31 protein-coding genes and 1 pseudogene are annotated in these 24,217 nt (G+C 60.4%); 11 read left to right on the top strand and 21 right to left on the bottom strand.

The genetic code is table 11. The features are described 5' to 3' along the window. Positions 1-2 precede the first annotated feature (2 nt). From rfbG to FHT71_RS16300, 5 genes are read right to left on the bottom strand one after another with little or no spacing between them, the layout of a single operon-like run. Positions 3-1,073: a CDP-glucose 4,6-dehydratase gene (gene rfbG, locus FHT71_RS16320; RefSeq protein WP_132589244.1), complete on the bottom strand. Its 1,071-nt coding sequence runs from the start codon at positions 1,071-1,073 to the stop codon at positions 3-5. Further along, positions 1,070-1,837 (bottom strand): glucose-1-phosphate cytidylyltransferase, encoded by a 768-nt coding sequence (rfbF, locus tag FHT71_RS16315; RefSeq protein WP_007799070.1) that lies wholly within the window; start codon positions 1,835-1,837, stop codon positions 1,070-1,072. Before rfbF ends, rfbG begins: the two co-directional genes overlap by 4 nt. A gap of 11 nt (positions 1,838-1,848) precedes the next feature. Beyond that, positions 1,849-2,628, bottom strand: a complete 780-nt coding sequence (locus tag FHT71_RS16310; protein WP_132589245.1) for a cephalosporin hydroxylase family protein — start codon at positions 2,626-2,628, stop codon at positions 1,849-1,851. A 38-nt stretch (positions 2,629-2,666) separates the two neighbouring features. Next, entirely contained in the window at positions 2,667-3,476 is an 810-nt protein-coding gene (locus FHT71_RS16305) for an SDR family oxidoreductase (protein ID WP_183720910.1), read from the bottom strand. Next, complete coding sequence (locus FHT71_RS16300) at positions 3,473-3,925, bottom strand: acyltransferase (protein WP_244423797.1); 453 nt, start codon at positions 3,923-3,925, stop codon at positions 3,473-3,475. The genes FHT71_RS16305 and FHT71_RS16300 overlap by 4 nt, the downstream gene beginning before the upstream one ends. A 192-nt stretch (positions 3,926-4,117) precedes the next feature. Between FHT71_RS16300 and rfbC the strand changes: the two genes are divergently transcribed. Together rfbC and FHT71_RS16290 are read left to right on the top strand one after the other, a co-directional pair. Further along, the gene (rfbC, locus tag FHT71_RS16295; protein ID WP_132589248.1) at positions 4,118-4,648 is read left to right on the top strand and encodes a dTDP-4-dehydrorhamnose 3,5-epimerase; all 531 of its coding nucleotides are present in this window, start codon (positions 4,118-4,120) and stop codon (positions 4,646-4,648) included. Positions 4,649-4,745: 97 nt separating this feature from the next. Further along, positions 4,746-5,201 (top strand): GFA family protein, encoded by a 456-nt coding sequence (locus FHT71_RS16290; protein WP_132589249.1) that lies wholly within the window; start codon positions 4,746-4,748, stop codon positions 5,199-5,201. 63 nt (positions 5,202-5,264) lie between these two features. Here FHT71_RS16290 and lepA read toward each other — a convergent pair whose 3' ends face one another. Next, positions 5,265-7,097 (bottom strand): translation elongation factor 4, encoded by a 1,833-nt coding sequence (lepA, locus tag FHT71_RS16285; RefSeq protein WP_132589250.1) that lies wholly within the window; start codon positions 7,095-7,097, stop codon positions 5,265-5,267. A gap of 141 nt (positions 7,098-7,238) precedes the next feature. Here lepA and FHT71_RS16280 point away from each other — a divergent pair, with 141 nt between their 5' ends. Then, positions 7,239-7,805 carry an XRE family transcriptional regulator gene (locus tag FHT71_RS16280; protein WP_183720907.1) on the top strand — a complete coding sequence of 189 codons (567 nt, stop codon included), beginning with the start codon at positions 7,239-7,241 and terminating at the stop codon, positions 7,803-7,805. Positions 7,806-7,826: 21 nt separating this feature from the next. Further along, positions 7,827-8,348, top strand: a complete 522-nt coding sequence (locus FHT71_RS16275) for a GNAT family N-acetyltransferase (protein WP_132589489.1) — start codon at positions 7,827-7,829, stop codon at positions 8,346-8,348. A 6-nt stretch (positions 8,349-8,354) separates the two neighbouring features. Here the strand turns inward: FHT71_RS16275 and FHT71_RS16270 are convergent, their stop codons facing one another. The 4 genes and pseudogenes from FHT71_RS16270 to FHT71_RS16260 form a co-directional block, all read right to left on the bottom strand. Beyond that, on the bottom strand, positions 8,355-8,822 hold the full coding sequence (locus tag FHT71_RS16270) for a truncated hemoglobin (protein ID WP_183720904.1): 468 nt from the start codon (positions 8,820-8,822) through the stop codon (positions 8,355-8,357). A gap of 93 nt (positions 8,823-8,915) precedes the next feature. Beyond that, the gene (locus tag FHT71_RS31700) at positions 8,916-9,101 is read right to left on the bottom strand and encodes a hypothetical protein (RefSeq protein WP_245505429.1); all 186 of its coding nucleotides are present in this window, start codon (positions 9,099-9,101) and stop codon (positions 8,916-8,918) included. A gap of 128 nt (positions 9,102-9,229) precedes the next feature. Continuing rightward, a pseudogene (locus FHT71_RS31695) lies at positions 9,230-9,400 on the bottom strand (carbon-nitrogen hydrolase family protein); the annotation flags it as partial. A gap of 412 nt (positions 9,401-9,812) precedes the next feature. Continuing rightward, positions 9,813-10,526, bottom strand: coding sequence for an LssY C-terminal domain-containing protein (locus FHT71_RS16260; protein ID WP_007799045.1), 714 nt, complete (start codon positions 10,524-10,526; stop codon positions 9,813-9,815). A 167-nt stretch (positions 10,527-10,693) separates the two neighbouring features. Between FHT71_RS16260 and recF the strand changes: the two genes are divergently transcribed. From recF to FHT71_RS16245, 3 genes are read left to right on the top strand one after another with little or no spacing between them, the layout of a single operon-like run. Then, entirely contained in the window at positions 10,694-11,818 is a 1,125-nt protein-coding gene (gene recF / locus FHT71_RS16255; protein WP_183720901.1) for a DNA replication/repair protein RecF, read from the top strand. After that, positions 11,815-12,639 carry a molybdopterin-synthase adenylyltransferase MoeB gene (locus tag FHT71_RS16250; protein WP_132589253.1) on the top strand — a complete coding sequence of 275 codons (825 nt, stop codon included), beginning with the start codon at positions 11,815-11,817 and terminating at the stop codon, positions 12,637-12,639. Before recF ends, FHT71_RS16250 begins: the two co-directional genes overlap by 4 nt. Next, positions 12,636-13,109 carry a GNAT family N-acetyltransferase gene (locus tag FHT71_RS16245; RefSeq protein ID WP_183720898.1) on the top strand — a complete coding sequence of 158 codons (474 nt, stop codon included), beginning with the start codon at positions 12,636-12,638 and terminating at the stop codon, positions 13,107-13,109. The genes FHT71_RS16250 and FHT71_RS16245 overlap by 4 nt, the downstream gene beginning before the upstream one ends. 96 nt (positions 13,110-13,205) lie before the next feature. Here FHT71_RS16245 and FHT71_RS16240 read toward each other — a convergent pair whose 3' ends face one another. Beyond that, the gene (locus FHT71_RS16240) at positions 13,206-14,207 is read right to left on the bottom strand and encodes a D-glycerate dehydrogenase (RefSeq protein ID WP_132589255.1); all 1,002 of its coding nucleotides are present in this window, start codon (positions 14,205-14,207) and stop codon (positions 13,206-13,208) included. A 181-nt stretch (positions 14,208-14,388) separates the two neighbouring features. Here FHT71_RS16240 and FHT71_RS16235 point away from each other — a divergent pair, with 181 nt between their 5' ends. Then, the gene (locus FHT71_RS16235) at positions 14,389-14,928 is read left to right on the top strand and encodes an SH3 domain-containing protein (RefSeq protein ID WP_007799031.1); all 540 of its coding nucleotides are present in this window, start codon (positions 14,389-14,391) and stop codon (positions 14,926-14,928) included. On the opposite strand, the gene FHT71_RS16230 is transcribed toward FHT71_RS16235, so the two are convergent. From FHT71_RS16230 to FHT71_RS16215, 4 genes are all read right to left on the bottom strand, one after another. Next, entirely contained in the window at positions 14,921-15,913 is a 993-nt protein-coding gene (locus FHT71_RS16230) for an adenosine kinase (RefSeq protein ID WP_007799030.1), read from the bottom strand. The two genes, FHT71_RS16235 and FHT71_RS16230, sit on opposite strands and share 8 nt — an antisense overlap. Positions 15,914-16,079: 166 nt before the next feature. Next, on the bottom strand, positions 16,080-16,319 hold the full coding sequence (locus FHT71_RS16225) for a hypothetical protein (RefSeq protein ID WP_007799029.1): 240 nt from the start codon (positions 16,317-16,319) through the stop codon (positions 16,080-16,082). A gap of 353 nt (positions 16,320-16,672) precedes the next feature. Beyond that, entirely contained in the window at positions 16,673-17,212 is a 540-nt protein-coding gene (locus FHT71_RS16220) for a hypothetical protein (protein WP_132589257.1), read from the bottom strand. 51 nt (positions 17,213-17,263) lie between these two features. Beyond that, a complete protein-coding gene (locus tag FHT71_RS16215; protein WP_037083657.1) occupies positions 17,264-17,473 on the bottom strand; it encodes a cold-shock protein in 210 nt (69 codons plus the stop codon). A 474-nt stretch (positions 17,474-17,947) separates the two neighbouring features. On the opposite strand from FHT71_RS16215, the gene FHT71_RS16210 reads away from it, so the two are divergent. Beyond that, entirely contained in the window at positions 17,948-18,895 is a 948-nt protein-coding gene (locus FHT71_RS16210) for an AEC family transporter (protein WP_132589258.1), read from the top strand. Positions 18,896-18,956: 61 nt separating this feature from the next. Here the strand turns inward: FHT71_RS16210 and FHT71_RS16205 are convergent, their stop codons facing one another. Further along, complete coding sequence (locus tag FHT71_RS16205) at positions 18,957-19,532, bottom strand: cytochrome c family protein (protein WP_132589259.1); 576 nt, start codon at positions 19,530-19,532, stop codon at positions 18,957-18,959. A 154-nt stretch (positions 19,533-19,686) separates the two neighbouring features. Here FHT71_RS16205 and FHT71_RS16200 point away from each other — a divergent pair, with 154 nt between their 5' ends. Beyond that, positions 19,687-20,442 (top strand): 3-deoxy-manno-octulosonate cytidylyltransferase, encoded by a 756-nt coding sequence (locus FHT71_RS16200; RefSeq protein ID WP_183720895.1) that lies wholly within the window; start codon positions 19,687-19,689, stop codon positions 20,440-20,442. 10 nt (positions 20,443-20,452) lie between these two features. After that, positions 20,453-21,313, top strand: coding sequence for a prephenate dehydratase (locus FHT71_RS16195; RefSeq protein ID WP_007799024.1), 861 nt, complete (start codon positions 20,453-20,455; stop codon positions 21,311-21,313). A gap of 28 nt (positions 21,314-21,341) precedes the next feature. On the opposite strand, the gene FHT71_RS16190 is transcribed toward FHT71_RS16195, so the two are convergent. The 5 genes from FHT71_RS16190 to FHT71_RS16170 form a co-directional block, all read right to left on the bottom strand. After that, the gene (locus FHT71_RS16190; protein ID WP_007799021.1) at positions 21,342-21,710 is read right to left on the bottom strand and encodes a VOC family protein; all 369 of its coding nucleotides are present in this window, start codon (positions 21,708-21,710) and stop codon (positions 21,342-21,344) included. A 103-nt stretch (positions 21,711-21,813) separates the two neighbouring features. After that, a complete protein-coding gene (locus tag FHT71_RS16185) occupies positions 21,814-22,038 on the bottom strand; it encodes a hypothetical protein (protein WP_246718014.1) in 225 nt (74 codons plus the stop codon). 72 nt (positions 22,039-22,110) lie between these two features. Beyond that, positions 22,111-22,794, bottom strand: coding sequence for a YafY family protein (locus FHT71_RS16180; protein WP_132589261.1), 684 nt, complete (start codon positions 22,792-22,794; stop codon positions 22,111-22,113). A gap of 25 nt (positions 22,795-22,819) precedes the next feature. Then, positions 22,820-23,782, bottom strand: coding sequence for an NAD(+) diphosphatase (gene nudC / locus FHT71_RS16175; RefSeq protein ID WP_132589262.1), 963 nt, complete (start codon positions 23,780-23,782; stop codon positions 22,820-22,822). Further along, positions 23,779-24,189, bottom strand: a complete 411-nt coding sequence (locus FHT71_RS16170; RefSeq protein WP_007799015.1) for an HIT family protein — start codon at positions 24,187-24,189, stop codon at positions 23,779-23,781. Before FHT71_RS16170 ends, nudC begins: the two co-directional genes overlap by 4 nt. Positions 24,190-24,217 lie beyond the last annotated feature (28 nt).

Genomic DNA, 24,217 nt, shown 5'->3' with positions numbered 1-24,217 from the left:
GGTTAGGAGCCTTTCGTGAAAGCATCAATCTGGCCCGCGACGAGCGAGAACACGTCTTCGCCCCGGCGCCATTGATCGTACCAGCGTGCAGCCCAGTCTATCGCCTCGGCTTGGCTCAGCCTTGCCCGCCACGCCAGGCAGCGATAGGCTTCGGCAGGATCGAGACCAAGCGCATGCATCTCTCGCGGCTTGTCTGACGCCGAGGTGTCCTGCCAGTTCTGTCCGAGCCCCATGGCTGCTTGGACCGATGAGGCGACAACGCCGACGGGGATTTGAGCTTCGCCGGGCGATGGGCCGAAATTAAGCGCGTCTGCCGATGCCGTGCCGGCATACAGGGCCTCGCAGAACAGGAAATAGCCGTTTAGGCAATCGAGCACATGCTGCCATGGGCGCGTTGCAAGTGGGCTGCGGATATCAAGAATCTGTCCGGCAATGGCGGCACGGACGATGTCGGGAACCAGGCGGTTCTCCGAGAAGTCGCCGCCGCCGAGCACGTTTCCGCCGCGTGCCGTGCCGACATGCACTCCCTTCTGGTGGAAAAAGGAATCCCGATAGGTCGCGGTAGCGATCTCGGCTGCGGCCTTCGAGCCGGAGTAGGGGTCATGCCCGCCAAGTCGATCCGTTTCGACGAAATGCCGTCCGCTTTCGTCGTTGCTGTAGACCTTGTCGGTCGTCACGACGAGGATGGCCCTAAGCGCCTCTAGCGGACGCGCTGCCTCGAGCAGGCGTATCGTTCCCATGACGTTGACATCGAACGTATCAACCGGCTCGAGATAACTGCGTCGCACCAGCGGCTGCGCGGCCATATGCAGGATGATATCGGGATTGCACTCGCTGAGCGCCTCCGTGAGCCTCGTTCCGTTGCGAATATCGCCGATCGTTTCGGCAGCCAGTCCGGCGGGGCCTGCCAGTGCATGCAGCGATGGTGTCGCCGCCGGCGCGAGCGCATAGCCTGTTACCTCAGCGCCAAGCCGTGCAAGCCATATCCGCGCCCACGTCCCCTTGAAGCCGGTATGGCCTGTCAGGAAGACGCGCTTGCCTGACCAGAAACGCTGATCCGGCAGCCGGCTCATGACCAGACTTTCCACGGCGCATGGCCGCTCTGCCAGAGCTCCTCGAGCTGGTTCTTGTCCCGCAGCGTATCCATTGGGCGCCAGAAGCCGTCATGCGGGAAGGCCATCAACTGGCCGTCGCTGGCAAGTCCTTCAAGCGGCGCACCCTCAAACGGAATGAGATCTCCCTCGATGCGATCCAGCACCGTGCGGTTGAGCACGAAGAAACCGCCATTGATGCGTCCGTTGTCGCCTGCTGGCTTCTCGGTGAAGCTCTTGACCTGCCCGCCCTCGGTCAGCAGCGCGCCATAGCGTCCGGGGGGCACGACGCTGGTCACCGTTGCCTCGCGTCCGTGGCTTCGGTGGAATTCGGTCAACGCCTTGATGTCGACATCGGCAACGCCGTCGCCATAAGTCAGACAAAACGTATCATCGAGATAGTTGGCGACACGTTTCAGGCGTCCGCCGGTCATCGAACCCTCGCCTGTTTCCACAAGCGTCACGCGCCAAGGCTCGGCCTTGGTGGCGTGATAGGTGGTCTCGCCGCGCTCCATGTCGAAGGTCACGTCCGCCGAATGCAGGATGTAGTTGGCGAAGTATTCCTTGATCATGTAGCCGCGATAGCCAAGGCAGATCACGAAATCGTTGAAGCCGAAATGGCTGTAGATCTTCATGATGTGCCAAAGAATCGGTCGCCCCCCGATCTCGATCATCGGCTTCGGTCGCAGGTGGCTCTCTTCGGAAATGCGGGTACCGTATCCACCCGCGAGAATGACGATCTTCATAGCAGTGTTACCTAGGCTCGACGCCGAAGAAAACCATCCGGCGCGACAGTTACCATCAGTTTGCTTTCAAAGTCGCGATCGATCTCGAATTCCGAATGCGACTTGAGATAGGTGTGTACAGCCGTTTTCGGATTATCGCCGACATTCCAAGGACGATCGGCAAAAAAGCCTGGCGGCAGATCTTCGACGAAGGTATCGAAAACGACACAGTAGCAGTCGGGGGTAACGAGCGGCGCGTAGGCTTCGAGTTCCGCCAGAACATGCTCATGAGTGTGCATCGAATCGAGGCAGACCATTACGCGTTCGTAGCCGCGTGCCATCGCCTTGACCTGATCGACGACGTCACGGGCAATCGACGAGCCCTGCAGCATCGAAATTCTGCTGGACATCGGATGAGCTTCGATCGCCGCCCTGTTATGGGCACGGATGTCGATATCGATGCCGATGACCTTCCGCTTTGATACCTTCGGGTCGATCGTAGCTCCCGTGGCGATCGCGTCACACATGTCAAGCATTGCGAGGAGCGAAGCACTCAGAACCAGCGAGCCGCCATGCGCAATGCCGGTTTCGATGATGAGGTCTGGCCGCGTGCGCCAGACCAACTCCTGCACTGCCTGGATATCCTGCGGGTACTGGATGATCGGGCGGCCCAACCAATCGAAGTTATAGACATAACGCTTATCCATAGACAGTTCGCGCCAATGGCGGGATGCCTTCTGGAAGTCGACGTCTGCGTTGTAGGTGGCAGCTGTTGCTGCTCGCTCGTCCATGAATTGCTTGATGGGATCCATATGAAATCCTCTGTTGCCGCCGTGTTCGTGCGCGGATCCTAAAATGTTGCGGACGAATGTTCCAGAATCGTCGAAATCCGCTGCAACACGGGTTGTGGGTGAAAGTCAAACTCCTCGCGTATGCGACTCGTAGCAATTGGCGGGAAGCTGCTCATGGGAGCGTTGTCGTCTACCGAAAAAGAGCAACCGGTCTGTGTCGAGATTGCTGAGATCCATTGGGCGTGACTGATCTGCATGCCACTTGCGACATTGTAGATCTTGTGCCGCCCTGCCAGGCTGATGCGGAGCAATAGAGCCGCAACATCGTCTATCCAGATGTAGTCTTTGGAGGAGTTGAGGTCGGTCTTGAGCTGGATATGGCCACTTGCTCCTTCGCGGCACAGAGCGCCTGCGAAGCTCTCTGTCGCTGCAGTTTGCGGCCCCACCACATTGGATAGCCGTGCGATCCGAACGTTGGTTCGTCCGCTGGCCAAGCATACCGCCTCACCGGCCAGCTTCGAAATGTTGTAAAGGTCGGATGGATCCTCGGGCAAAACTGAAAGCGACCTATCCTCCGATGTATCCGAACTGCGGACGTAAACGCGCGTGGAGGAAAGATAAAGGAATGACTTGAAGTCCGCCTGCCTGAGGAGGTCCGCTGCGACGCTGACATGCGCTTCAATTGTGTCAAACGGCCGCTCTCGAAAATCCGCCGTTAGGCCGATGGCGTAGATAACGTGCGCCCCATTGCAGGCATCCACCAGGGACTGGGAGCGATCGGGCACGAGAGCAGTATGCCCCAATCCTGTGAGGTAGCGCGCCACGTGGCTGCCGACAAAGCCAGTTCCTCCCAGAATGGAAAAGTTCAATTTCGCTGCCCCACGACCTTCAGCGGATTGCCCGCGCAAACGGTAAACGGCGCCACTTCGCCGCGAACCAATGATCCGGCTGCGATCACACAGCCTTGACGCAAGATCGCTCCATCCAGGATAACGCAGTTTGCGCCAATCCAGACATCATCCTCGACAATGATACCTCCCCGGCTCGGCAGAAATCCCTGCTCCCGAATCAGTTTCCCGCTATCCTTATAGGCATGGTTGACGGGCGCAAACGTGCAGTTAGCGGCAATAAGAACATTGTCTGAAATCGAGATGCCGTTACCGGTGTAGAACACGCAACCGCTGTTGACGTAGGAGAAACGTCCGATCTGGAGATCTCCCGTTCCACCGGCCGGCTTGATCTTGACGAAGCTGTCGATCATGGATCCTTCACCGATGGAAATCGAAGTTCCTCGTGTTGAATCCTCGATATCGGCCAAGGCACTTATCCGTGCCGTGGGATGGATAATGATCACAGCGTTTCTCGTTCTCGATTCGCGCAGGGGACTGCTCGCTTATACAGATGTGCGTAGCCAACTCAATGGTCTGAGGCGAACTTGGTGTACGTCTTGAATTGCCGGCGCTATGGAGTATGACGCTAGATAGCGTGCTTGCTTCTCGGTCGCGAACAGATGTCCCGTTTCACCCGCATCCCCACTGCCCTCAGCAACCTCGTCGTCATCGAGCGTCAGCGCCTCGGCGATGAGCGCGGCTTCTTCTCGCGTTTCTTCTGCACTAAGGAGCTTTCCGATTTCGGCGTCGGCTGCATCGCGCAGATCAATCACACGATGACACAGGCAAAGGGGGCCATTCGCGGGATGCATTTCCAGCAGGCCCCGCACGACGAGGCGAAATTCGTCTCCTGCCTCGCCGGAGCCGTGTTCGATGTGGCTGTCGATCTGAGGCCGGGTTCGCCGACCTATCGCCAATGGCATGGTGAGGTTCTCTCCGGCGAGAACGCTCGTTCGATGATGATCCCGCCTGGTTTTGCCCATGGCTTCCAGACGCTGACCGAAAACTGCGAGCTGATCTATCTGCACGACAAGCCTTACGCGCCGGGGGCCGAAGGCGGGGTCAACGCGCTCGACCCCAGGATCGCGATAGCCTGGCCGTTGCCCGTCGCGCAGATGTCCGAGCGGGATCGCAACTTCCCGATGCTCTAGGAAGCGCTGCGGCTGTCGGTACGTTTGCCGTTCGCGGCTGTTAGGTTTGACGCCGGACTGCCTGCCGCTAGATTGAGCATGACGAATGGAGGACGTGATGAGCGAAGTCATTCTGCCTTGGGAGGGCGGCTGCCGATGCGGCCGCGTGCGACTGAAGATCAGCGCCAAGCCGCTGCTGACCATGGCCTGCCATTGCACGGGTTGCCAGAAGATGTCGTCGAGCGCCTATTCGCTGAGCGCCGCGATTCCGGCGGAAGGTTTTGCGATCACGGAAGGGGAGCCCGTGATCGGCGGTCTGCACGGTGCCGAGGCGCATCACTATTTCTGTGGCCACTGCATGACGTGGATGTTCACACGGTCGGAGGGAATGGATTGGTTCGTGAACCTTCGTCCGACGATGCTGGACGATCCGCGCTGGTTCAAACCGTTTATCGAAACCTGGACGCGCGAAAAGTTGCCCTTTGCCGAAACCGGCGCCGTCCGCAGCTATGAGGCGCTGCCCGAGATGGACGCCTATGAAGGATTGGTGAAGGAGTACATGGCCTGCAACTGAGGCAAGGCGGGATCATGTAGCAGCCCGGCCATGCGTCGCGCCGGCCGGGCTGAAAATGGTTCCTTACTCGTCGCCCATCTTGAGCGCAGCGATAAAGGCTTCCTGCGGGATCTCAACCTTGCCGAACTGGCGCATGCGCTTCTTACCTTCCTTCTGTTTTTCCAGAAGCTTGCGCTTGCGGGTGGCGTCGCCGCCGTAGCACTTCGCCGTCACGTCCTTGCGCAGCGCCGAGATGGTCTCGCGGGCAATGACGTTGCCGCCGATCGCTGCCTGGATCGGAATCTTGAACATGTGCTTTGGGATCAGCTCCTTCAGCCGCTCGCACATGTCGCGGCCACGCTTTTCGGCGGCGGCGCGGTGTACCAGCATCGAGAGAGCGTCGACCGGCTCGCCGTTGACGAGGATCGACATCTTTACGAGGTTGCCGGCGCGATAGCCTTCGAGGTGATAGTCGAAGGACGCGTAGCCCTTCGAAATCGACTTCAGACGGTCGTAGAAGTCGAAGACGACTTCGTTGAGCGGCAGTTCGTAGGTCACCATCGCGCGGGTGCCGACATAAGTGAGTTCGGTCTGGATGCCGCGGCGGTCCTGGCAGAGCTTGAGGATGCCGCCGAGATAGTCGTCGGGCGTCATGATCGTCGCCTTGATCCAGGGTTCGCGAATCTCGTCAATCTTGACGACATCGGGCATGTCGGCAGGGTTGTGCAGCTCGCGCTCGCTGCCGTCCGTCATCGTCAGCTGGTAAACGACCGAAGGCGCGGTGGCAATCAGGTCGAGATTGAATTCACGTTCAAGGCGTTCCTGGATGATTTCGAGGTGCAGCAGGCCGAGGAAGCCGCAGCGGAAACCGAAGCCGAGGGCAGCCGACGATTCCATCTCGAAAGAGAAGGACGCATCGTTGAGGCGAAGCTTGCCCATGGCCGCGCGCAGGTCTTCGAAATCGGCCGCATCGACCGGGAAGAGGCCGCAGAAAACCACAGGCTGGGCCGGCTTGAAGCCGGGCAGGGCTTCGGCGGTCGGGCGCTTGTCCTCGGTGATTGTATCGCCGACGCGGGTATCGGCGACTTCCTTGATCGAGGCGGTGATGAAGCCGATCTCGCCGGGGCCGAGGCTGTCGGCATTGACCATCTTCGGCGTCAGTACGCCGACGCGCTCCACCTGGTACTTGGCATCCGTGCCCATCATGCGGATCGTCTGACCCTTGGTCAGCACGCCGTCGATGACACGGACAAGAACCATGACGCCGAGATAGGTGTCGTACCAACTGTCGACGAGCAGTGCCTTCAGCGGCGCCTTTTCGCCGCCGGGGCTCGTTGGCGCCGGCAGCTTCTGCACGATCGCTTCCAAAACGTCGGGGATGCCGAGGCCGGTCTTTGCCGAAATAAGCACTGCTTCGGAGGCATCGATGCCGATCACTTCCTCGATCTGTTCCTTGATGCGGTCAGGCTCGGCCGCCGGCAGGTCGATCTTGTTGAGGACAGTGACCAGCTCGTGGTTGTTGTCGATTGCCTGATAAACGTTTGCAAGCGTCTGCGCCTCGACCCCTTGGCTGGCATCGACGACGAGCAGCGAGCCTTCGCAGGCAGAGAGTGAACGGGAGACTTCGTAGGCGAAGTCGACGTGGCCGGGCGTGTCGATCAGGTTCAGGATATAGGTTTCGCCATCCTTGGCCTTGTAGTGCAGGCGCACCGTCTGGGCCTTGATGGTGATGCCGCGCTCGCGCTCGATATCCATGTTGTCAAGCACCTGCTCGGACATCTCGCGCTCGGCCAGGCCGCCGGTCGATTGGATCAGGCGGTCGGCAAGCGTGGATTTGCCGTGGTCGATGTGGGCCACGATCGAGAAGTTGCGGATATGGGAAAGCGGAGTCGTCGGATTGGTGCTCATGCGCGCCATATAGCAGCGCCGCCCCTTGCCGCAAAGCGGAAAAGCAGGAGTTCGTTTACGATAAATGACTGTTTCTCGGACGGAAACGCAGCGCTTGATTCCATCATCAGACTATGCATTTCTATTATAGTGGAGAAAGTGGATTCGGTGATGGATCAGGGATTGGAAATCGCGATCGGCGTTCGCATCCGCAAGCTGCGAGTGCAGAAGAAGCTGACGCTGGATGATCTCGCCAACGAGTCGGGCGTCAGCCGCGCAATGATCTCGCGTATCGAGCGCGGCGAGGCGAGCCCGACCGCGTCGCTGCTGGCGCGGGTCTGCGCAGCACTCGGTCTATCGCTTTCCGCCTTCTTTGCAGAGGAGGGCGAGGTTTCGCCGCTGTCGCGCCGGCAGGAACAGCAGGTCTGGCGGGATCCGGAGACGGGTTATGTCAGACGCTCCGTCTCGCCGCCGGGAACCGCCTCGGACGTCGATATCGTCGACGTCGAATTCCCAGCCGGTGCCCGCGTCAGTTTCCCGCCGCATGCGGCCAGTAGCGGCATGATGCAGCATATCTGGCTGTTTGATGGCGAAATGGAGATGACGACAGGCGAAACGGTCTACCGTCTCCTGCCTGGCGACTGCCTGTTCATGCCGGTCAGCGAAGGCCATGTTTTTCACAACCCCGGCAACACTCCCGCCCGCTATTGCGTCGTGCTCGACAGGCGCGGGCGCTAATTCATTTCATTGGAGAAAATGATGACAGCAATAATTCGCCTGCTTGATGCGGCAGAAGCCCGAACGGCGATTCCTGACCTTTGCGAGGTGCTGACCGATTGCGTGAATGGCGGCGCCTCGGTCGGCTTCATGCAACCCTACACCAACGCCGATGCCGAACCTTATTGGCAGGGCGTCGCCGATGCCGTTGCGTCAGGCGCGACGCTGCTCCTCGTGGCCGAGATCGACGGCAGGGCCGTCGGCACGGTGCAGGTCGGGGCGGCGCAGATGCCGAACCAGCCGCATCGTGGCGATCTGAAGAAGCTGCTGGTGCATCGCTCCGCTCGCGGCAAGGGACTGGCGCGCCTGCTGATGGATGCCGCGGAACGCGAAGCCGCCGGGCGCGGCAAGACGCTGCTCGTGCTCGACACGGCAACCGGCAGTAACGCCGAGGCGATCTATCTGCGGCTTGGCTGGCAGCGGGTCGGTGTCATCCCGGATTATGCTCTGTGGCCGGAAGGCGGCCTCTGCGCTACGACGCTTTTCTACAAACGTGTTGCTTGAAATCGCCTAGGCGGGCTTGCGCTGCGGGTCGTCGAGCGCGGGATTGTAGAACAGCGATAGCGTCAGGCTCCTAGCGATCCGTTCGGCGGTCGCCATGAACCAGGCTTTGGCATCCAGGCTCGGGGCGATATCGCTAAGCGTCTCGGAAAACAGCGCCAGCCATTGCGGGAAGAGATCGGGTGACATGTTCGCAACACCGGTATGCGCCTGAACCGGCTTGCCGCCATAGGCGCCACTGCGGAACGCGACAGACGACCAGAAGCTCTTCATCTTCTGCATATGCTCGGGCCAACGGCCGGAAAGCCGGGCGTCGAACACCGGTCCAAGCGTCGGATGCTGCAGCACGCGGCCATAGAACGTCTCGACCAGCCGATCAATGAACGCTTCGTCGATGCCCATCGCTTTCATTTCGGCTTCGGCGCGCTCGCGAATGGCGGCCACATGCGCTGCACGGCCCTGTATTTCGGTACCCATCATGAACTCCGGCACGTCGCAACCGCGACCTCGCTCATATAGGCGGCTGACGCATGAAGATGAAGGCACTGCGACGCAAGGCAGCATTGCGCGTCAATAGCCGCTTCTGTTTTCGCTTCTGGGATCGTCGACCATCTTCTCGCGATAGATGTCGCCCTGCCGCGCCCTCAGCCGCCATGGCTGGGCCCCCTGAAGCGGAATGTCGTAGAGAGGGTCATCGCAATTGAGCACGGCGATGGCCAAGCTTGGTTCGGGAGCGGCGGACACTGCGTCACCCATTTTCCACCCGGGCCGATGACGCCGGCCGGCCCTTTGGCAGCCTTCTGCGCCGGCGTCGCACCGCCTGTCCAGATGCAGTTCAGCCCCGCATGTGCGCGGAGCGCAATCCGGAAATACTCGGCAATGCCCTACGAGGAGAAGAGCACGGCATCGACACCGAGATTCGCATATTCCTGGAACACCTCAGGAAACGTAGATTCGATGCAGATAGCGCAACCGAATCGATAGCCGTCAACATCGAAGGTGATCGGTGCGGTGCCAGGAGAATACCACCCGCCAAGTTCGCTGTTCGACAAGAACCTCTTGTCGTAGCGGGTGAGAAGTGTCCCGGTGTCGGAGAAGAGATAAAGGCTATTGTGCGGCGGGTGGCTTCGGCCAACCGATGTGCGTCACCGACGACCGCAAAGATGCGAAGATCGCTGCACAGATCCGCGACCGCTCTCAGTTCCGCCTCTTGCTTGTGCCAATCGAAGCTCCTCCAGTCGTCGGGATCCAGCATCTGGAACTTCGAATATCCCGCAAGCGAGCCTTCACAGAAGTTGATGACACGCACGCCGCTGGCGGGCGCGGCTGCTATCATGCTTCGGACTGCGCTGCCATTCGCCGTGATGTCGGGAGAAACCGAGGTCTGTGCTGCGGCGATCTTCAACGGCGCACCTCTCGTGATTCGCTCCGCATCTTTCGCCGATTTCACGCTGCGTGGAAGCGAGGTTAGGGTGTGGCAACGCCGCGTAGCACGCCGACCAGCGCTTTCCCATCGGTGAAATAGGGATCGCCGCCACCGTTGCGGCCGGTCTTCGTGGCGCCTATGCCCGCGATCTCGTAGGTCGACGACAATTGCCCGGCTGTCTGAAGATCACCGATGGTCAGATCCCGTTCGGCGTCGACATCGGGTGCAATGTGATGGGTGATCTGGCCGGTGTCGTGGCTGAAACCGACCCCGCGGTCAAAGCTCGCCGAGCCGAGCCACAGTGGGCGCCCACCTTCACCGGTACTCTTCGTTTCCCAGAAACGGACGTGGTTGCGCTCGTCGGCGCTCTTGCCCACGGCCTTTTCAAACGCCAGATCCTGCTTGCGGCCCTCGAACAGCAATGGGCTCACGGGAGCGTCGAGGTCGGGTCGATCGAGCACGACGCTCAAGCCGATTTCGGCCGATGTTCGCAGCGTGATCTTGTCGGCTGGATCCCATCCTGCCGCTGCGAATGCTCGAAGCACTTCCTCCCTCGAGCCGACAAGCCCCACATTGATTGGGTCGCCGGGAATGTCCTGTTCGGTGGTTGTCACCATTGGACCGAATTCCGCGACGCGGCCGGCATCGCGATGGATCCATATTTCAGGAATGAAGAAATAGGCAACAACCAGATACGCAACCAACAGGGCCGCTACACCGCCAATCGCTGTCCGCGTTCTCGTCAAACGTCTCATCACACCCCCACCCGGTCTCGACATTATCATACGATCCTCCGGAGATGCACCATCTATCGCGTCCGCATGTGCGCTCATGCGCACATCGGCATCGCTACTGCGTCCCGCACCCTTGCCATCCGCCCCCGTTGCGCTTAGCTCTCGGGCATCACGAATCCGGATGTCGAATGCCGCGCAAGGTCTCCCTGTCCCGTCTCAAGCTGACCGACTTTCGCAACTACGCGTCGGTCTCGCTGTCGCTCGACGGTCGGCATGTGGTGTTGACAGGAGACAATGGCGCCGGCAAAACCAATCTGATGGAAGCCGTTTCCCTCCTGTCGCCGGGCCGCGGTTTGCGCCGTGCTACCTATGGCGACATTACCCGCGTCGGCGCGAATGGCGGCTTTTCGATTTTCGCTGAACTCGACGGCATGGAAGGCGAGGTGGAGATCGGTACCGGCGTCGACACCACCGACGATAGCGCCTCCCGGCGGTTGCGTATCAATGCCACGCCGGCAAAGTCGGCCGACGAACTGACCGACCATTTGCGTCTCCTGTGGCTGACGCCCTCGATGGATGGCCTCTTCACCGGCGGCTCGTCCGAGCGCCGCCGTTTTCTCGATCGCTTGGTGCTCTCGCTTGATCCTGCTCACGGCCGTCGCGCCAGGGATTTCGAGCGCGCCATGCGCAGCCGCAACAAGCTGCTCGACGAGCGCCGCTTCGATCCCGCTTGGCTTTCCGGCATCGAACAGCAAATGGCGAGCCTTGGTATTGCCATGGCGATGGCGCGCCAGGAGATGCTCGGCCTTCTCGCCCGCCTCATAGAGGAAACGCACGATACCTCCCCATTTCCGGCTGCGGCGCTCGAACTCGCTGGCTTTATGGACGGCCAGTTCTCGCGGCCCGCTGTCGATCTCGAGGACGAGTACGCCGCCATGCTTGCCGAAAGCCGTTATCGCGATAGCGGCGCCGGCCGCACGCTCGACGGCCCGCATCGCGGCGATCTCATCGTCCGCCACCGGCAAAAGCAGATGGAAGCGGCGCGCTGTTCGACCGGCGAGCAAAAGGCGCTATTGGTGGGGTTGATTCTCGCCCATGCCCGGCTGGTTGCCAATCTCACCGGCCACGCGCCGATCTTGCTGCTCGACGAGATCGCCGCGCATCTTGACGAAGGCAGGCGTGCTGCCCTTTTCGACCTCATCGACGCACTGGGCGGTCAGGCCTTCATGACGGGTACAGACCGCGCGATGTTTTCCGCCCTCGGTGAGCGTGCGCAATTCTTCACCGTTGCCGACGGAAAGGTTTTCGAATGACCGATGTCGCTTCCCCCTCAGCCAAAGGCCGTGTTAGCATCGCGCTTATGGAACCCCTCAGCCCGGAAGAAATCGCGCGATATCAGCGTCATATCCTGCTTCCCGAGATCGGTGGCGCAGGCCAGCAGAAACTGAAAGCCGCCCGTGTGCTGGTCGTCGGCGCCGGTGGGCTGGGAGCGCCGGTCCTGCAATATCTCGCCGCCGCCGGTATCGGCACGCTCGGCATTGCCGATGACGATCGGGTTTCGCTTTCCAACCTGCAACGGCAGGTGATCCACGATTCCGGCACGATCGGTGAGCTGAAGACGGAAAGTGCGGCCTTCGCGATCGCCCGATTGAACCCGCACGTCAATGTGATCCGCTTCGAGGAGCGCTTTTCACCGGACTCTGCCCGCCGCCATCTCTCGGGTTTCGACCTCCTGATCGATGGCTCGGACAATTTCGATACCCGCTATACTGCAGCCGACGCCGCCGAGACGGCACAAATCCCGTTGGTGACGGGTGCCGTCGGACGCTTCGACGGCTCCGTTACAGTGCTCAAACCCTATGAGACGGCGGAGGATGGCACGCCGAACCCGACCTATCGCGATCTCTTTCCGGAGAAGCCACCGGCTGGTCTGATCCCGGCCTGTGCGGAAACCGGCATCATCGGCGCGCTGACCGGCGTGATTGGCACGCTGATGGCGATGGAGGCAATCAAATTGATTACCGGCACCGGTGAACCGCTAATCGGCCGGCTACTGCTCTACGACGCGCTTGCTGCGCGCTTCGACACGATCCGCTATAAGCGGCGGCGCCCGAGGCAGAGCCAAGCGTCATGAAGATCGTCCGCATCGACGAAGGCTTTCAGCGATGGGACGAGCTGCTGGCACTGATCCTGTCGTCGTTCGCCTATATGAACGATCGCATCGATCCGCCATCCTCTGCCTTGAAGCTCACGCCGGCGACGCTTGCCGACAAGGCGTGCGCCGAAATCGCCTATGCGGCGATGCAAGGCGACACCTTGAGCGGTTGTATCTTCCTGCGGCCGGAGGAGGATTGCCTTTACATCGGTAAGCTGGCGATCGCGCCGGAGTCGCAAGGCCGGGGCGTCGGCCGTCGGCTGCTGGCGGTGGCAGAACAGGCGGCGCAGGACCGCGGTCTCGCGTCGCTGCGGCTCGAGACACGCATCGAGCTCGTCGAAAATCACGACGTCTTCTCGCGCTGGGGATTTGAGAAAGTCGCCGAAAACGCACATCCCGGCTTCACCAGGACCACCTCGATCGAGATGCGCAAGCGGGTCTCGGCCTAAAGCAATTCCAGGAAAAGTGCGGTGCGGTTTCTGTCCGGAATTGCGTAAAAACAATAGGATAAGCAGATCAGGGATTCCGCGAAGCACTGAACTGCTTTAGCGGCCTGGCAGCACGCGGTTCGGCGGACGATGGCCGTCGATGAAAGTGCGGATATTGATGATCACCTTGTCGCCCATGTCGATGCGGCCTTCGATCGTCGCCGAACTCATGTGCGGCAGAAGTACGACCTTGCCTTCATTGGCCAGCTTGATCAGCTTCGGATTGACCGCCGGCTCGTTCTCGAACACGTCGAGACCAGCGCCTGCCAGCTTGCCCTCCCGCAGGCTCTTGATCAGCGCCGCCTCATCGATCACGTCGCCACGGGCGGTGTTGACAAGATAGGCCGTCGGCTGCAGCAGCGCCAGACGACGCGCCGACAGCAGATGAAAGGTCGCCGGTGTCGACGGGCAGTTGACCGAGACGATGTCGACACGTGCCAGCATCTGGTCGAGGCTCTCCCAATAGGTTGCCTCCAACTCGTCTTCCGTTGCCGGGTTGACCCGCTTGCGGTTGTGGTAGTGGATTGAGAGTCCGAAAGCCTTGGCGCGGCGGGCGACGGCGGTGCCGATCCGGCCCATGCCGACGATGCCAATGCGTTTGCCGTGGATGCGCCGCCCGAGCATCCATGTCGGTGACCATCCAGCCCATTCACCCGGCCGATCGGTCAGCACGCGCGCACCTTCCCCCAGCCGGCGCGGCACGGCGAGGATGAGCGCCATGGTCATGTCGGCCGTGTCCTCGGTCAGCACGTTCGGCGTGTTGGTAACCGTGATACCCTTGCGAGCTGCCGCCTCCACGTCGATGTGGTCGGTGCCGTTCGAGAAGCTGGCAATCAGCTTCAGCTGTGGTCCGGCCTCCTCGATCAGGGCCGCGTCGATCCGGTCTGTGACCGTCGGAACCAGTACATCGGCGCTTCTGACGGCGGCAATCAGCTCGGCTTTGGAGCGCGGCGCATCGTCGATATTGAGTTCCGCGTCGAAGAGTTCGCGCATACGCGTTTCGACCGCATCGGGCAGCTTCCGCGTGATGTAGACCTTCGGTTTTTTCTTCGTCGTCATGTGCGCTGGCGCTAACTTGTTCAGAGGTCCTTAACCAAGACGCGGGATAATTTTCCCGTTCCGGGCAATTTCTACCAGACCCGCGCGCGAAGACAAACAAAACTCGTCCAGCGTGCGTAGGAATGTCGAATTCCCGGAATCAGGCAGCAGTCCTGCCCTCCTCTGAGCAAACGGAAGCCCCATGCATAGCAAAGTCCTGAAATCTTGCCTCGCCCTTGCGATCGGTTTCGTACTTTCGGCGGGAACTGCTGAAATGGCCACCGCACAGGCGGCAAAGGGACCGAGCGGCCTGCCGCTGCCGCGTTTCGTCACGCTCAAGTCCAAGCGCGTCAACCTGCGCATTGGCCCCGGCACGGACTATGCCGCCTCGTGGATGTATCTGAAGGCCGGCCTGCCCGTCGAGATTATCCAGGAATACGATAACTGGCGTCAGATCCGCGATGCGGACGGCACCGAGGGTTGGGTCAACCAATCGTTGCTGTCGGGTTCGCGTGCGGCGATCGCTGCCCCGTGGATGAAAGGTAAGGGCAAGTCCGTTTACGTCAACATGCGCCGCGACGCCCTGCCGTCGGCAAGCGTCGTTGCCAAGCTGGAGCCCGGCGTCATGATGAACATCGGTGAATGCAATGGCGACTGGTGCTTCGCCAAAACCGACGGCGCCGAAGGCTGGGTGGCGCAGTCGGAAATCTGGGGCGCTTATCCGGGCGAAGCCTTTAAATAAGGTTCGCCTGCTTGCCGGCCTCGGCTAGCGACTTCATCGGACGCGGGCCGATCTGCTGGATCACGATGCCGGCCGCAAGGCAGCCGAGCTTGCCGCACTCTTCCAGCGTCCGGCCCTGCGTGTAGCCATAGAGGAAGCCGGCGGCGAACAAATCGCCCGCGCCGGTCGTATCCACCAATTCCTTGATCTTGATCGCATCCACATAGAAGCGATCGTTGCCCTTCAGGATCACCGCGCCGTTCTCGCTCATCGTCACGGCTGCGATCTTGCAGTCCTTGGCGATGCTGTTCAGCGCTTCTTCGAAGTCGTCGGTTTCGTAGAGCGCCAGCGCTTCCTGGCGATTGGCGAAGACGATATCGATGGTGCCGGAGCGCATCAGGTCGAGGAATTCGCCGCGATAGCGATCAACGCAGAAGCTGTCGGAGAGCGTCATCGACATCTCGCGGCCGTTCTCATGAGCGATGCGAGCGCATTCACGGATCGCTTCCTTGGCGCGCGGCGGATCCCAGAGGTATCCTTCGAAATAGGTGACCTTGGACTGGGCAACCACCTCGGCCTCGACGTCCTCAGGCCCGAGTTCGACGCAGGCGCCGAGGTAGGTGTTCATCGAGCGCTCGCCGTCGTCGGTGACGAAGATCATCGAGCGCGCGGTCGGCGGGAACGTCCCCTTCGGCTGCGTCTGATAGTGAACGCCCTGTGCGCGGATATCGTGGGCGAAGATCTCGCCGAGCTGGTCTTCCGCGACCTTGCCGAAATAGGCCGCTTTGCCACCGAAGCTCGCGACGCCTGCTGCCGTGTTGCCAGCGCTGCCGCCGGAGGCTTCCACTGCCGGTCCCATGCGCGCATAGAGAAGTTCGGCGCGCTCGGCGTCGATGAGATTCATTGCCGCCTTGGTGATCTCGTTGTTAATGAGGAACTGGTCGTCGCAACGCGCGATGATATCGACGATGGCGTTGCCGACAGTCAGAACATCGAATTTGGTCATGAAAGGGAAGGTCCCGGTTTTGGTGATAGCCGGTGACCGGTCTTAGCGAATTTTTGCCGCATGGGAAGCGGAAATGCCGCTTCGAGCGTCCATCCTGTCACAAAAATCCGCTCCTGCCGATGCAACGAGCCCTCCGTGGCATTGTAGTGGTCCGGCGAGAGGCTATTCAGGCGACCGCTGCATAGATGAGGTCGGGGACCACAAGCCACTCGTTCTTGCGCAAGGCGGACACATCGAGCCTGCCACGTCGATCGCGGCGGACAACGCCGACGAAGCGATAGCGGCTGCCTCGAATGTCGATCACGCGAGCGGGGATCGGCTTGCCGTCGATATGGCCGATAACCGGTCCGTCGGACCGCAAGCCGTTGAGGAAAAAATACTCATGAGGGAGGCTCCTGCTTACCATCCTAATTGCCTTTCGTCGTTTGGTCGCGCGCCCGGTGCAAACTCGTTGGGGGACGCGCTTCACATCGTCGAGGTTGGCCTTCTCCAAAGGAACGTCGCTTTTTGATGGCGGCCTGGGAAAAAGCCGGCGTGTTTTCTTGATCTCCACGACAAATGGCTTCCTTTGGCGACGCATGTACGGTTCCTGCCGGTTGGCAAACGGCGATGTGAAGATGCCGTCGACCGTTGACCGACGTTCGCCACGTCTCGTCATAAGGATGGGGACAAAGCCATAGTCATGCCATTCGGACGCCGGGCACCCGGAATTAAAATCTCATATAACCTGAAACGGCCGCATGGCCTGTGGCGGGCGATCTAGTGCTCGATCTGCTGCTCTGCCACAGCGCTGGCGATAATCTGATCGGAGCCCTTTGCATAGAGCGGAAGTGTCAAGGTGATCGCTTCGCTGCGCCCATTGATGGTGGCGGTATAACGCTTATAGACGCGATCCTGTCCTTGCTCTTGACCTGCCGAGATAGCGTTCGCCTTCTCGACCAAGGCCGTCTCGAAGACGGCTGCGTCGACGTCGCCCAATGCGACCGTGCAGCCTTCGACGATCTTGCCGCCGACCTCCGCCCGTGAGATCACGAGCGCTCGAAAGCTCTCAGCTTCGCCACCACTGACGATCCATCCTTCCAGCGTCTTCGGGTTTTCCATCGGTGTGAAAGTCAGCGCCAGGTCCTGTGCCATTGAAGGCCATTCCTCTGCCTTCGCGCGCTCGGACGTGCGCTCGAAATCTGGACCGGAGGAAACGCAGCTGTCGTAGAAAAACGCAAGTTTGGAGCTCGCATCATCGGCAAATGACGGTCCGGTAGCCGCAAGCATGAAGAGGCCGACAGTAAAGCTACGCTTCATATTGTCTCCGCACGTCAAAGCCAGTGCGGCCTTTCGGCCGCACTGATCATTTCAAAGCTGCCGGATATTATCGGCAGAGGTTCTGCCGGTCCGACGATCCTGCGCCACTTCGAACGCTATGTTCATGCCTTCCTTCACGGCGTCGATTCCGCCTCTTTGAGCGGCCGTGATGTGCAAGAAAATATCGGTGCCTCCGTCATCCGGCGTGATGAACCCAAAGCCCTTGTCCTGGTTGAACCACTTGACTTTACCTGTTGGCAAAACTTACCCCCATGTTGGTCTCCCCAGCCGATATGGGACATCGCACGATTTTGCCGGCCGGCACAAGAGCGTTGACAACAGGGATGTTGTGGCCGGCCGCGCCGGCGACATTTCATGCGTCGATCAGCGTTGTGCCTTTGGTGGGAAGCAGTCGCTTTGCGCCGCCGACTTCTTCGCAAAAAAATGCCGTCCTGATGTCATCCCCGCGTCATTTTCCGTCCCTATAAAATCCTCAACGAGATTGGCATGAGCGGCTTGCGGGCCGCAGCCAATGAAGAAGGGATGATGCCCTTCGACGAGACCGGAGCGACGCTGACCACGGATGGACTGGCAGTATCGCGAACCGGCTGTCCGGCAAGGCCGGATGCGAAAAGCGGGCGAGGCCCGCTTTTTTTGTTTTTGTGACCAGCGTGTTTGTCATCCCGTCCGATTTGCTGCTACGCATAATCATCTCTCGCAAGGCAGCCGCATTGAATGACAGCCATCATCTTCGACGTCCTTCCCATCTTCATCATGATCCTTATCGGTTGGTTGACCGTGAAATTGCGGCTGATGAAAGCGGAGATCGGCGATGCGCTGAGCGAATTCGTCTTCAAGATCGCCGTGCCGCTATTGTTGTTCCGCACGATCGCCGAGGCCGATTTTCACGGTGCTTCGCCGTTCCGCCTCTGGATCGCCTACTTCGCCGGTGTTGCAGTGACATGGGTCGCGGCCCATATCGCCGCGACGCGTTTCTTCGGGCGCGATGACCGCATTGGCGTGCTCGCCGGCGTGTCGTCAGCCTTCGCCAACACAATCTTCATCGGCCTACCGCTTGTCCAGCGAACGGTAGGCGACAAGGGCCTCGTGCCGCTCTCCATCTTGATCGCGGTCCATCTGCCTGTGATGATGATCATCGGGACCATCATGATGGAGCGCGCCGAACACAAGATCGCCGGCAAACAGGAGCGCAGCATCGCCAAAGTGGTGCGCCAGATCGCTCAGAATCTCCTCAGAAACCCGCTGGTGATCGGCCTAGCCGGGGGTGCTGCGATGCATCTTGTAGGCCTCACCATGCCGGGGCCCGTGGAATCCATCGTTGATCAGATTGCCGGCGTCGCCGGGCCGGTTGCGCTGATCTCACTCGGCATGGCGCTCGAAAAATACGGACTATCCGGCAACGCGGGCATCGCCAGCGTCACCTCTGCCTTCAAGCTGCTGCTGTTGCCCGCCTGCGTCTGGACGACCAGCCATCTGGTCGGGCTCGCCAGCGACTGGACGGCCGCCCTTGTACTGATCTCGTCCGTTCCGACGGGCGTCAACGCATGGCTGATCGCCAATCGTTTCGGCGTCGGCCACAGCCTAGCGGCATCGACGATCACGCTGACGACGGCGCTTGGTGCCATCTCCGTATCGTTCTGGGCGCTCTTGCTCGGCGCCTAGCGCAAAGAAAAAGCCCGGCTTGGGGCCGGGCTGCAATGTTCCTTCTGGAACCGAGTAGCACTTACTGCGTCGCGCTATCCGGTGCGTTTGCATCGGGAAGCGGAACCGGCGAATCGGCCAGAGTGTGAAGGTAGAGGATGACGTTGGCGCGATCCGTGTCCTTCGGAAGCCCCGCAAAGCCCATTGCCGTGCCGGCAACATACTTCTTCGGCGCTGTGAGGAAGTGGTTCAGACGGTCGAAAGTCCACTTCTCGCTGCCGCCCTTGGAGAAGTCCTTCATAGCTGACGAATAGGCAAAGCCCTCGTGTGTGCCGATTGGACGATCGACGAGACCATAGAGGCCCGGGCCAACTTTGTTTGGCCCCCCCTTGGTCGCGTCATGACAGGCCTGACACTTCTTGAATACAGTCTCACCGGCCTTGGCGTCCGCCTTTGCAAGCAGCTGCGCGATCGGAACGGCTGCAGCCGGTGCGGCCTCGCCGCCACCAGAGGCGGGGACCTCTTCGGCGACGATCGCGAAACCTTCCTTCTCGGGCGTCTCCGAATGAAAGATCCCCTCCGACGCGATGGAGATAGACATCAGGACGAAAACCGTCCCGAGCAGTGCCCCCACCGCCGTATTCACGTATGAATTCATCTGCAATGCTCCCCTTGCAGCCGGCAGACATAAAACCGGACCATCTTGAAATCGCGCGGAACCTATGTCTTTTGGCTATTCGTTGCAACAGTCTAAATGGGCTGCTGCGTGAGACTTTTTGACACCTTTCCGCCCGGATTAGAAGGCCTGAACAATGACCAGTCCAAATTTAGATGACGTGCTCGTGCTGATCCCGGCCCGCATGGCGTCGACCCGTCTTCCGGGCAAACCGCTTGCCGATATTTGCGGCCTGCCGATGATTGTTCAGGTGGCCCTGCGTGCCAGGGAGTCTGCGATCGGTCGTGTTGTCGTCGCGGTTGATGATCAGCAGGTCTACAATGTCGTCGCCGAGGCGGGCTTCGAAGTCATCATGACAAGCAAGGATCATCAGTCCGGTTCGGATCGTATCTATGAGGCTCTCATAAAGGTGGATCCGGAAGGGAAGGCCAAGTTCGTCGTCAACGTGCAGGGCGACTTGCCGACTATCGAACCGGAAACCGTTCGTGCCGCACTGCGCCCGCTGGAGGACCCGAGCGTCGACATCGCAACACTCACGATCGCGATCGATAACGAGGCGGACAAGACCGCGCCGCATATCGTCAAGGTCGTCGGTTCACCGCTCTCCGAAAGCCGTCTGAAGGCTCTCTACTTCACGCGCGCGACAGCACCCTACGGCGACGGACCACTCTATCACCATATCGGCCTCTATGCTTACCGCCGGTCGGCCCTGGAGCGTTTCGTCACGCTTGGACCATCGGCGCTGGAAAAGCGCGAGTCGCTCGAACAGCTGCGTGCTCTGGAGGCTGGAATGCGCATCGATGTCGAGATCGTTGACACGGTTCCGCTCGGTGTCGATACTCCCGCCGACCTTGAAAAGGCGCGGCGCATTCTCTCCGCAAGATCGAAGTGACGGATTTTCCATGAATATCAAGACCAACAGGATCGCCTTTCAGGGTGAATTCGGCGCGAACTCGGACATGGCGTGCCGCGACATGTTTCCGACCATGGAACCGCTGCCATGCCAGACGTTCGAGGATGCATTCGTGGCGGTTGAGAATGGCGATGCCGATATCGGGATGATCCCGATCGAGAACACGATCGCTGGTCGCGTTGCCGACATCCATCACCTTCTGCCGGAGTCCCGCCTGCACATCATCGGCGAGTATTTCATGCCGATCCGCTTCCAGCTGATGGTGCTTCCCGGCGTCACCAAGGATGAGATCCGCACGGTTCACAGTCATATCCATGCGCTCGGCCAGTGCCGCAAGATCGTTCGCTCGCACGGCTGGAAGCCAGTGATCGCCGGCGACACCGCGGGCGCCGCAAAGCTCGTCCAGGAGACCGGAGACCGCTCGATGGCGGCGCTTGCGCCGCGTCTTGCTGCGGATCTCTATGGCCTCGACATCGTGGCCGAGAACGTCGAGGACACCGAAAACAATGTCACCCGCTTCGTCGTCCTCTCGCGCGACGAGGAATGGGCGCATCGCAACTCGGACGAAGAGAAGCTTGTCACCACGTTCGTCTTCAACGTCCGCAACATCCCGGCCGCGCTCTACAAGGCGCTCGGCGGCTTTGCGACGAACAACATCAACATGACCAAACTGGAGAGCTATCAGCTCGGTGGCAAGTTTGTCGCGACGCAGTTCTATGCCGACATCGAAGGACATCCGAACGATCCAAACGTCCGGCGCGCACTGGAGGAACTGCGCTTTTTCTCCGAGAAGGTCCGCATCCTGGGCGTCTACAGGGGCCATCCGATGCGGGGCCAGCTACAAAAATGAAAGGGCGCCTCCGGGCGCCCTTTTTTGTTTACTTATCTGGCTCACACACACGCAAGCGATGGCCGTCCGGGTCGAGAACGACGAAGGTCGGACCGAAATCCATGTCTGTTAGATCCTGCGCGATGGGCAGCTGGCGTTTGCGCCAGTCCTCGTAAAGCGTTGACACGCCGTTCTCTCCGGGAACCATGAAGGCGATCTCGGCGCGGCTGCCGGTGGCGGACGGCTGCGGCGTAACCTTGCTCAGGCGCCAGAGGCCGAGCGTAAAGCCGCCGTCGAGTGCGAAAGCGACGAAGTTCGGGGCTTCGGCCACCGGCTCGCGGTTGAGCAGGGACTTGTAGAAACTAGCGCTTTCGGCGGGGTCCTTGACGTAGAGAATGATAAGGTTCGGGCTATTCATCGGGTGATCCTCGTCGTGAGATGATGGCAGGCGAAGAAATGCCGCTGCACTCATCGGCAGCGGCGGCGGTCGGTTATGCGTCTTGGGAGTTCGTTCTTGCAGTCTATCCTTCGTGGCAGGGGCGACCCCAGTCCACAAAGCCGAGATCGCGTTTCATCGTCTCGGACAACGCTTCCGGATCGAGCCGTGGATACTTGCTCCGTGCCATCTGGCGCGACGCGTTCAGCATCATGCGAAGGAGCGTGGATTGCGGGTATCCTGTATGGTCGGGGCTGTCCTCGACCGGATCAATTCCACGCGTCGATCGGGAGAGTTTCAAGCTCGTCATCATCGGTCCTCCTGTTGGATTGGTACCGATAGTAGCGCTGACCACTGTCAGTTTATGGCAGTAGCATCGAGATCAGTGCGCAATTTCCTGCTGGTCCCGCCATTCCTTCAGAAGCACCGCGCGTCGGCGCGGATAACGCCCGTCCTGCGGGATCATCTCGACGATTCGGTCGGTGCGGAAGTGACGGTAATCCTGACGCAATTCGCACCAGGCGACAACAACGCGCACCTGTTCGAAATAGCTCAGCGCGAAAGGCCAGATATTGCGGACGGAGACGGTGCCGCTCTCGTCGGAATAAGTCAGCGTGAGGATGCGTTCACTGCGGATTGCCTTGCGAATGGCGCCGAGGTCGGCCTTGTCGGCGACGGGCGGCTTTAGGTGGACGAGCAGCGTCGATGTTTCGATTTCGTCGCGCATCTCTTGCGGTAGCACATCCCCGATCTTGGCCAGCGCGTCTGCACCGGCAGCGGCAAGCCGCGGATCTGCGGCACGCGCGACCCATCGCGAACCGAGAACGAGCGCCTCGATCTCGTCCTGTGAAAACATCATCGGCGGCAGCATGAAGCCCGGCTTAAGTACATAGCCGAGGCCCGGCTCTCCTTCGATCAAAGCGCCCTGCGCCTGCAGGCTCGAAATGTCCCGGTAAAGTGTGCGGATGCTGACGCCGGTCTCCGTTGCGAGCACGGCACCACTGACCGGGCGGCGATAGCGTCGCAGGGTTTGCAGCAGCGTCAAAAGGCGTTCGGAGCGCGCCATGTCATTGGCCTTATTCTATCTGGCCTTATTGCCTTTTCCACTCTACCCAATCACGCATCAGCCGATGGGCGATTGCCCCCTTGGGAGGCGGTGCCTTGCCGGTTGCGCTGGGGCGCTCGAGCATCTCCAGCGTTTCCTCGCACGTGAACCAACGGCAGTCTTCCAGCTCCTGGCTGTCGAACTTGACGTCCTTGGACTTGGCTTCGGCGTAGCAGCCGATCATCAGTGTATGCGGCATCGGCCAAGGCTGCGAGGCGTGATAGCGGATTCTTCCCGTATGAATTCCGGATTCTTCCAGTGTCTCGCGTCGCACGGCGTTCTCGATCGTCTCTCCCGGCTCCACGAAACCGGCGAGACAGGAATACATGCCCGGCGCAAAATGAGGGCTGCGGCCAAGAAGGCAGAGATCGCGCTCCTCGTCGATGACAAGCATGATCACGACGGGATCGGTGCGCGGGAAGATTTCGTGTCCGCAGGCAGCGCACACGCGCTTGTAGCCGCCGATATGGATCTCCATGGTCGAGCCGCAGCGCCCGCAGAACTTGTTGTCCCGATTCCAGCGGATGAGGCTTGCTCCCTGGGCGAACTCCCCGAGCAGGACTTCGTCGATCAGCATTTCGCGGAACAGCGAACGCCCATCTGAGGGCTTGTAATGGCTGGCGAGTTCCTCTTCCGGCACACCCACCGGCACGGCGAGACGCGGCTCCCCGGTCTTGCGATAGCCGAGCAGCACTGTTTCGTCCCAGTTCGGCTGCAGGTCCTTCAGTTCATAGCGTGCAAACAGCGGATCGAGCACCTGCCCGTCATGTTTGAGGACCAGCTTGTCGCCGGCGAAGGCGAAGATATGCGTCCCTTCCTTGGCCAGGGCCTTGTCGACTGACGTCTCGTCGCGATGTTCGGAATCGCGGATCAGGTCGTTGGCAGCAAAGGCAGTCAGGCTGCTGGGTTCCGGATGTGGAACATCCGAATCGAAAAGCGAACGGCTCATGATGAAAGGGCTTCCCGCAACTTCTCTATAAGGTCATCTCTCTTATCCGCCGCATAAGGTTCCGCCTTGCCAAAGCCCCAAACCGGATTTGGCCAATTGGCATCGCCTTCGAAGCGGGCAATGACATGAACATGAAGCTGGCGGACGATGTTGCCAAGAGCCCCGATATTGATTTTTGTGGCGCCGGTCGTCTTCTTCAGCGCGGCGGCGACCATCTCGGTCTCGAACGTCAGCAACACCTGATCGAGTGGGGTCAACTCGAACACTTCGGTGACCTCGGACCTCCGCGGCACGAGGATCAGCCACGGCCAGCGGGCATCCTTCGACAGCCGGAGATCGCACAGCCCCGTCTGCATGACGCTGTCGCTGTCGCTTTCCAACCGACGGTCGAGCTTGAAATCATCCAACAGGCATTCCTCCATGTTTTCTTGAGGC

Origin of the sequence: Rhizobium sp. BK060 (genome assembly GCF_014193145.1) — a bacterium.
GTDB lineage: Bacteria > Pseudomonadota > Alphaproteobacteria > Rhizobiales > Rhizobiaceae > Rhizobium.
Note: the sequence above shows the minus strand (reverse complement) of the source record. Positions and strands in the feature narration are given on the sequence as shown.

Bases quoted from the DNA above. Each gene is read 5' to 3' on its own strand.
- rfbF (WP_007799070.1), bottom strand. From the start codon at position 1,837: ATGAAGATCGTCATTCTCGCGGGTGGATACGGTACCCGCATTTCCGAA.
- FHT71_RS16210 (WP_132589258.1), top strand. From the start codon at position 17,948: ATGACAGCCATCATCTTCGACGTCCTTCCCATCTTCATCATGATCCTT.
- FHT71_RS16240 (WP_132589255.1), bottom strand. From the start codon at position 14,207: ATGACGACGAAGAAAAAACCGAAGGTCTACATCACGCGGAAGCTGCCC.
- FHT71_RS16230 (WP_007799030.1), bottom strand. From the start codon at position 15,913: ATGACCAAATTCGATGTTCTGACTGTCGGCAACGCCATCGTCGATATC.
- FHT71_RS16280 (WP_183720907.1), top strand. From the start codon at position 7,239: ATGGATCAGGGATTGGAAATCGCGATCGGCGTTCGCATCCGCAAGCTG.
- FHT71_RS16275 (WP_132589489.1), top strand. From the start codon at position 7,827: ATGACAGCAATAATTCGCCTGCTTGATGCGGCAGAAGCCCGAACGGCG.
- FHT71_RS16195 (WP_007799024.1), top strand. From the start codon at position 20,453: ATGAATATCAAGACCAACAGGATCGCCTTTCAGGGTGAATTCGGCGCG.
- FHT71_RS16205 (WP_132589259.1), bottom strand. From the start codon at position 19,532: ATGAATTCATACGTGAATACGGCGGTGGGGGCACTGCTCGGGACGGTT.
- FHT71_RS16235 (WP_007799031.1), top strand. From the start codon at position 14,389: ATGCATAGCAAAGTCCTGAAATCTTGCCTCGCCCTTGCGATCGGTTTC.
- FHT71_RS16245 (WP_183720898.1), top strand. From the start codon at position 12,636: ATGAAGATCGTCCGCATCGACGAAGGCTTTCAGCGATGGGACGAGCTG.
- FHT71_RS16270 (WP_183720904.1), bottom strand. From the start codon at position 8,822: ATGGGTACCGAAATACAGGGCCGTGCAGCGCATGTGGCCGCCATTCGC.
- FHT71_RS16185 (WP_246718014.1), bottom strand. From the start codon at position 22,038: ATGACGAGCTTGAAACTCTCCCGATCGACGCGTGGAATTGATCCGGTC.
- FHT71_RS16190 (WP_007799021.1), bottom strand. From the start codon at position 21,710: ATGAATAGCCCGAACCTTATCATTCTCTACGTCAAGGACCCCGCCGAA.
- FHT71_RS31700 (WP_245505429.1), bottom strand. From the start codon at position 9,101: ATGGGTGACGCAGTGTCCGCCGCTCCCGAACCAAGCTTGGCCATCGCC.
- lepA (WP_132589250.1), bottom strand. From the start codon at position 7,097: ATGGCGCGCATGAGCACCAATCCGACGACTCCGCTTTCCCATATCCGC.
- rfbG (WP_132589244.1), bottom strand. From the start codon at position 1,073: ATGAGCCGGCTGCCGGATCAGCGTTTCTGGTCAGGCAAGCGCGTCTTC.
- FHT71_RS16310 (WP_132589245.1), bottom strand. From the start codon at position 2,628: ATGGATCCCATCAAGCAATTCATGGACGAGCGAGCAGCAACAGCTGCC.
- FHT71_RS16250 (WP_132589253.1), top strand. From the start codon at position 11,815: ATGACCGATGTCGCTTCCCCCTCAGCCAAAGGCCGTGTTAGCATCGCG.
- nudC (WP_132589262.1), bottom strand. From the start codon at position 23,782: ATGAGCCGTTCGCTTTTCGATTCGGATGTTCCACATCCGGAACCCAGC.
- rfbC (WP_132589248.1), top strand. From the start codon at position 4,118: ATGTCCCGTTTCACCCGCATCCCCACTGCCCTCAGCAACCTCGTCGTC.
- FHT71_RS16290 (WP_132589249.1), top strand. From the start codon at position 4,746: ATGAGCGAAGTCATTCTGCCTTGGGAGGGCGGCTGCCGATGCGGCCGC.
- FHT71_RS16225 (WP_007799029.1), bottom strand. From the start codon at position 16,319: ATGGTAAGCAGGAGCCTCCCTCATGAGTATTTTTTCCTCAACGGCTTG.
- FHT71_RS16220 (WP_132589257.1), bottom strand. From the start codon at position 17,212: ATGAAGCGTAGCTTTACTGTCGGCCTCTTCATGCTTGCGGCTACCGGA.
- FHT71_RS16180 (WP_132589261.1), bottom strand. From the start codon at position 22,794: ATGGCGCGCTCCGAACGCCTTTTGACGCTGCTGCAAACCCTGCGACGC.
- FHT71_RS16260 (WP_007799045.1), bottom strand. From the start codon at position 10,526: ATGAGACGTTTGACGAGAACGCGGACAGCGATTGGCGGTGTAGCGGCC.
- FHT71_RS16200 (WP_183720895.1), top strand. From the start codon at position 19,687: ATGACCAGTCCAAATTTAGATGACGTGCTCGTGCTGATCCCGGCCCGC.
- recF (WP_183720901.1), top strand. From the start codon at position 10,694: ATGCCGCGCAAGGTCTCCCTGTCCCGTCTCAAGCTGACCGACTTTCGC.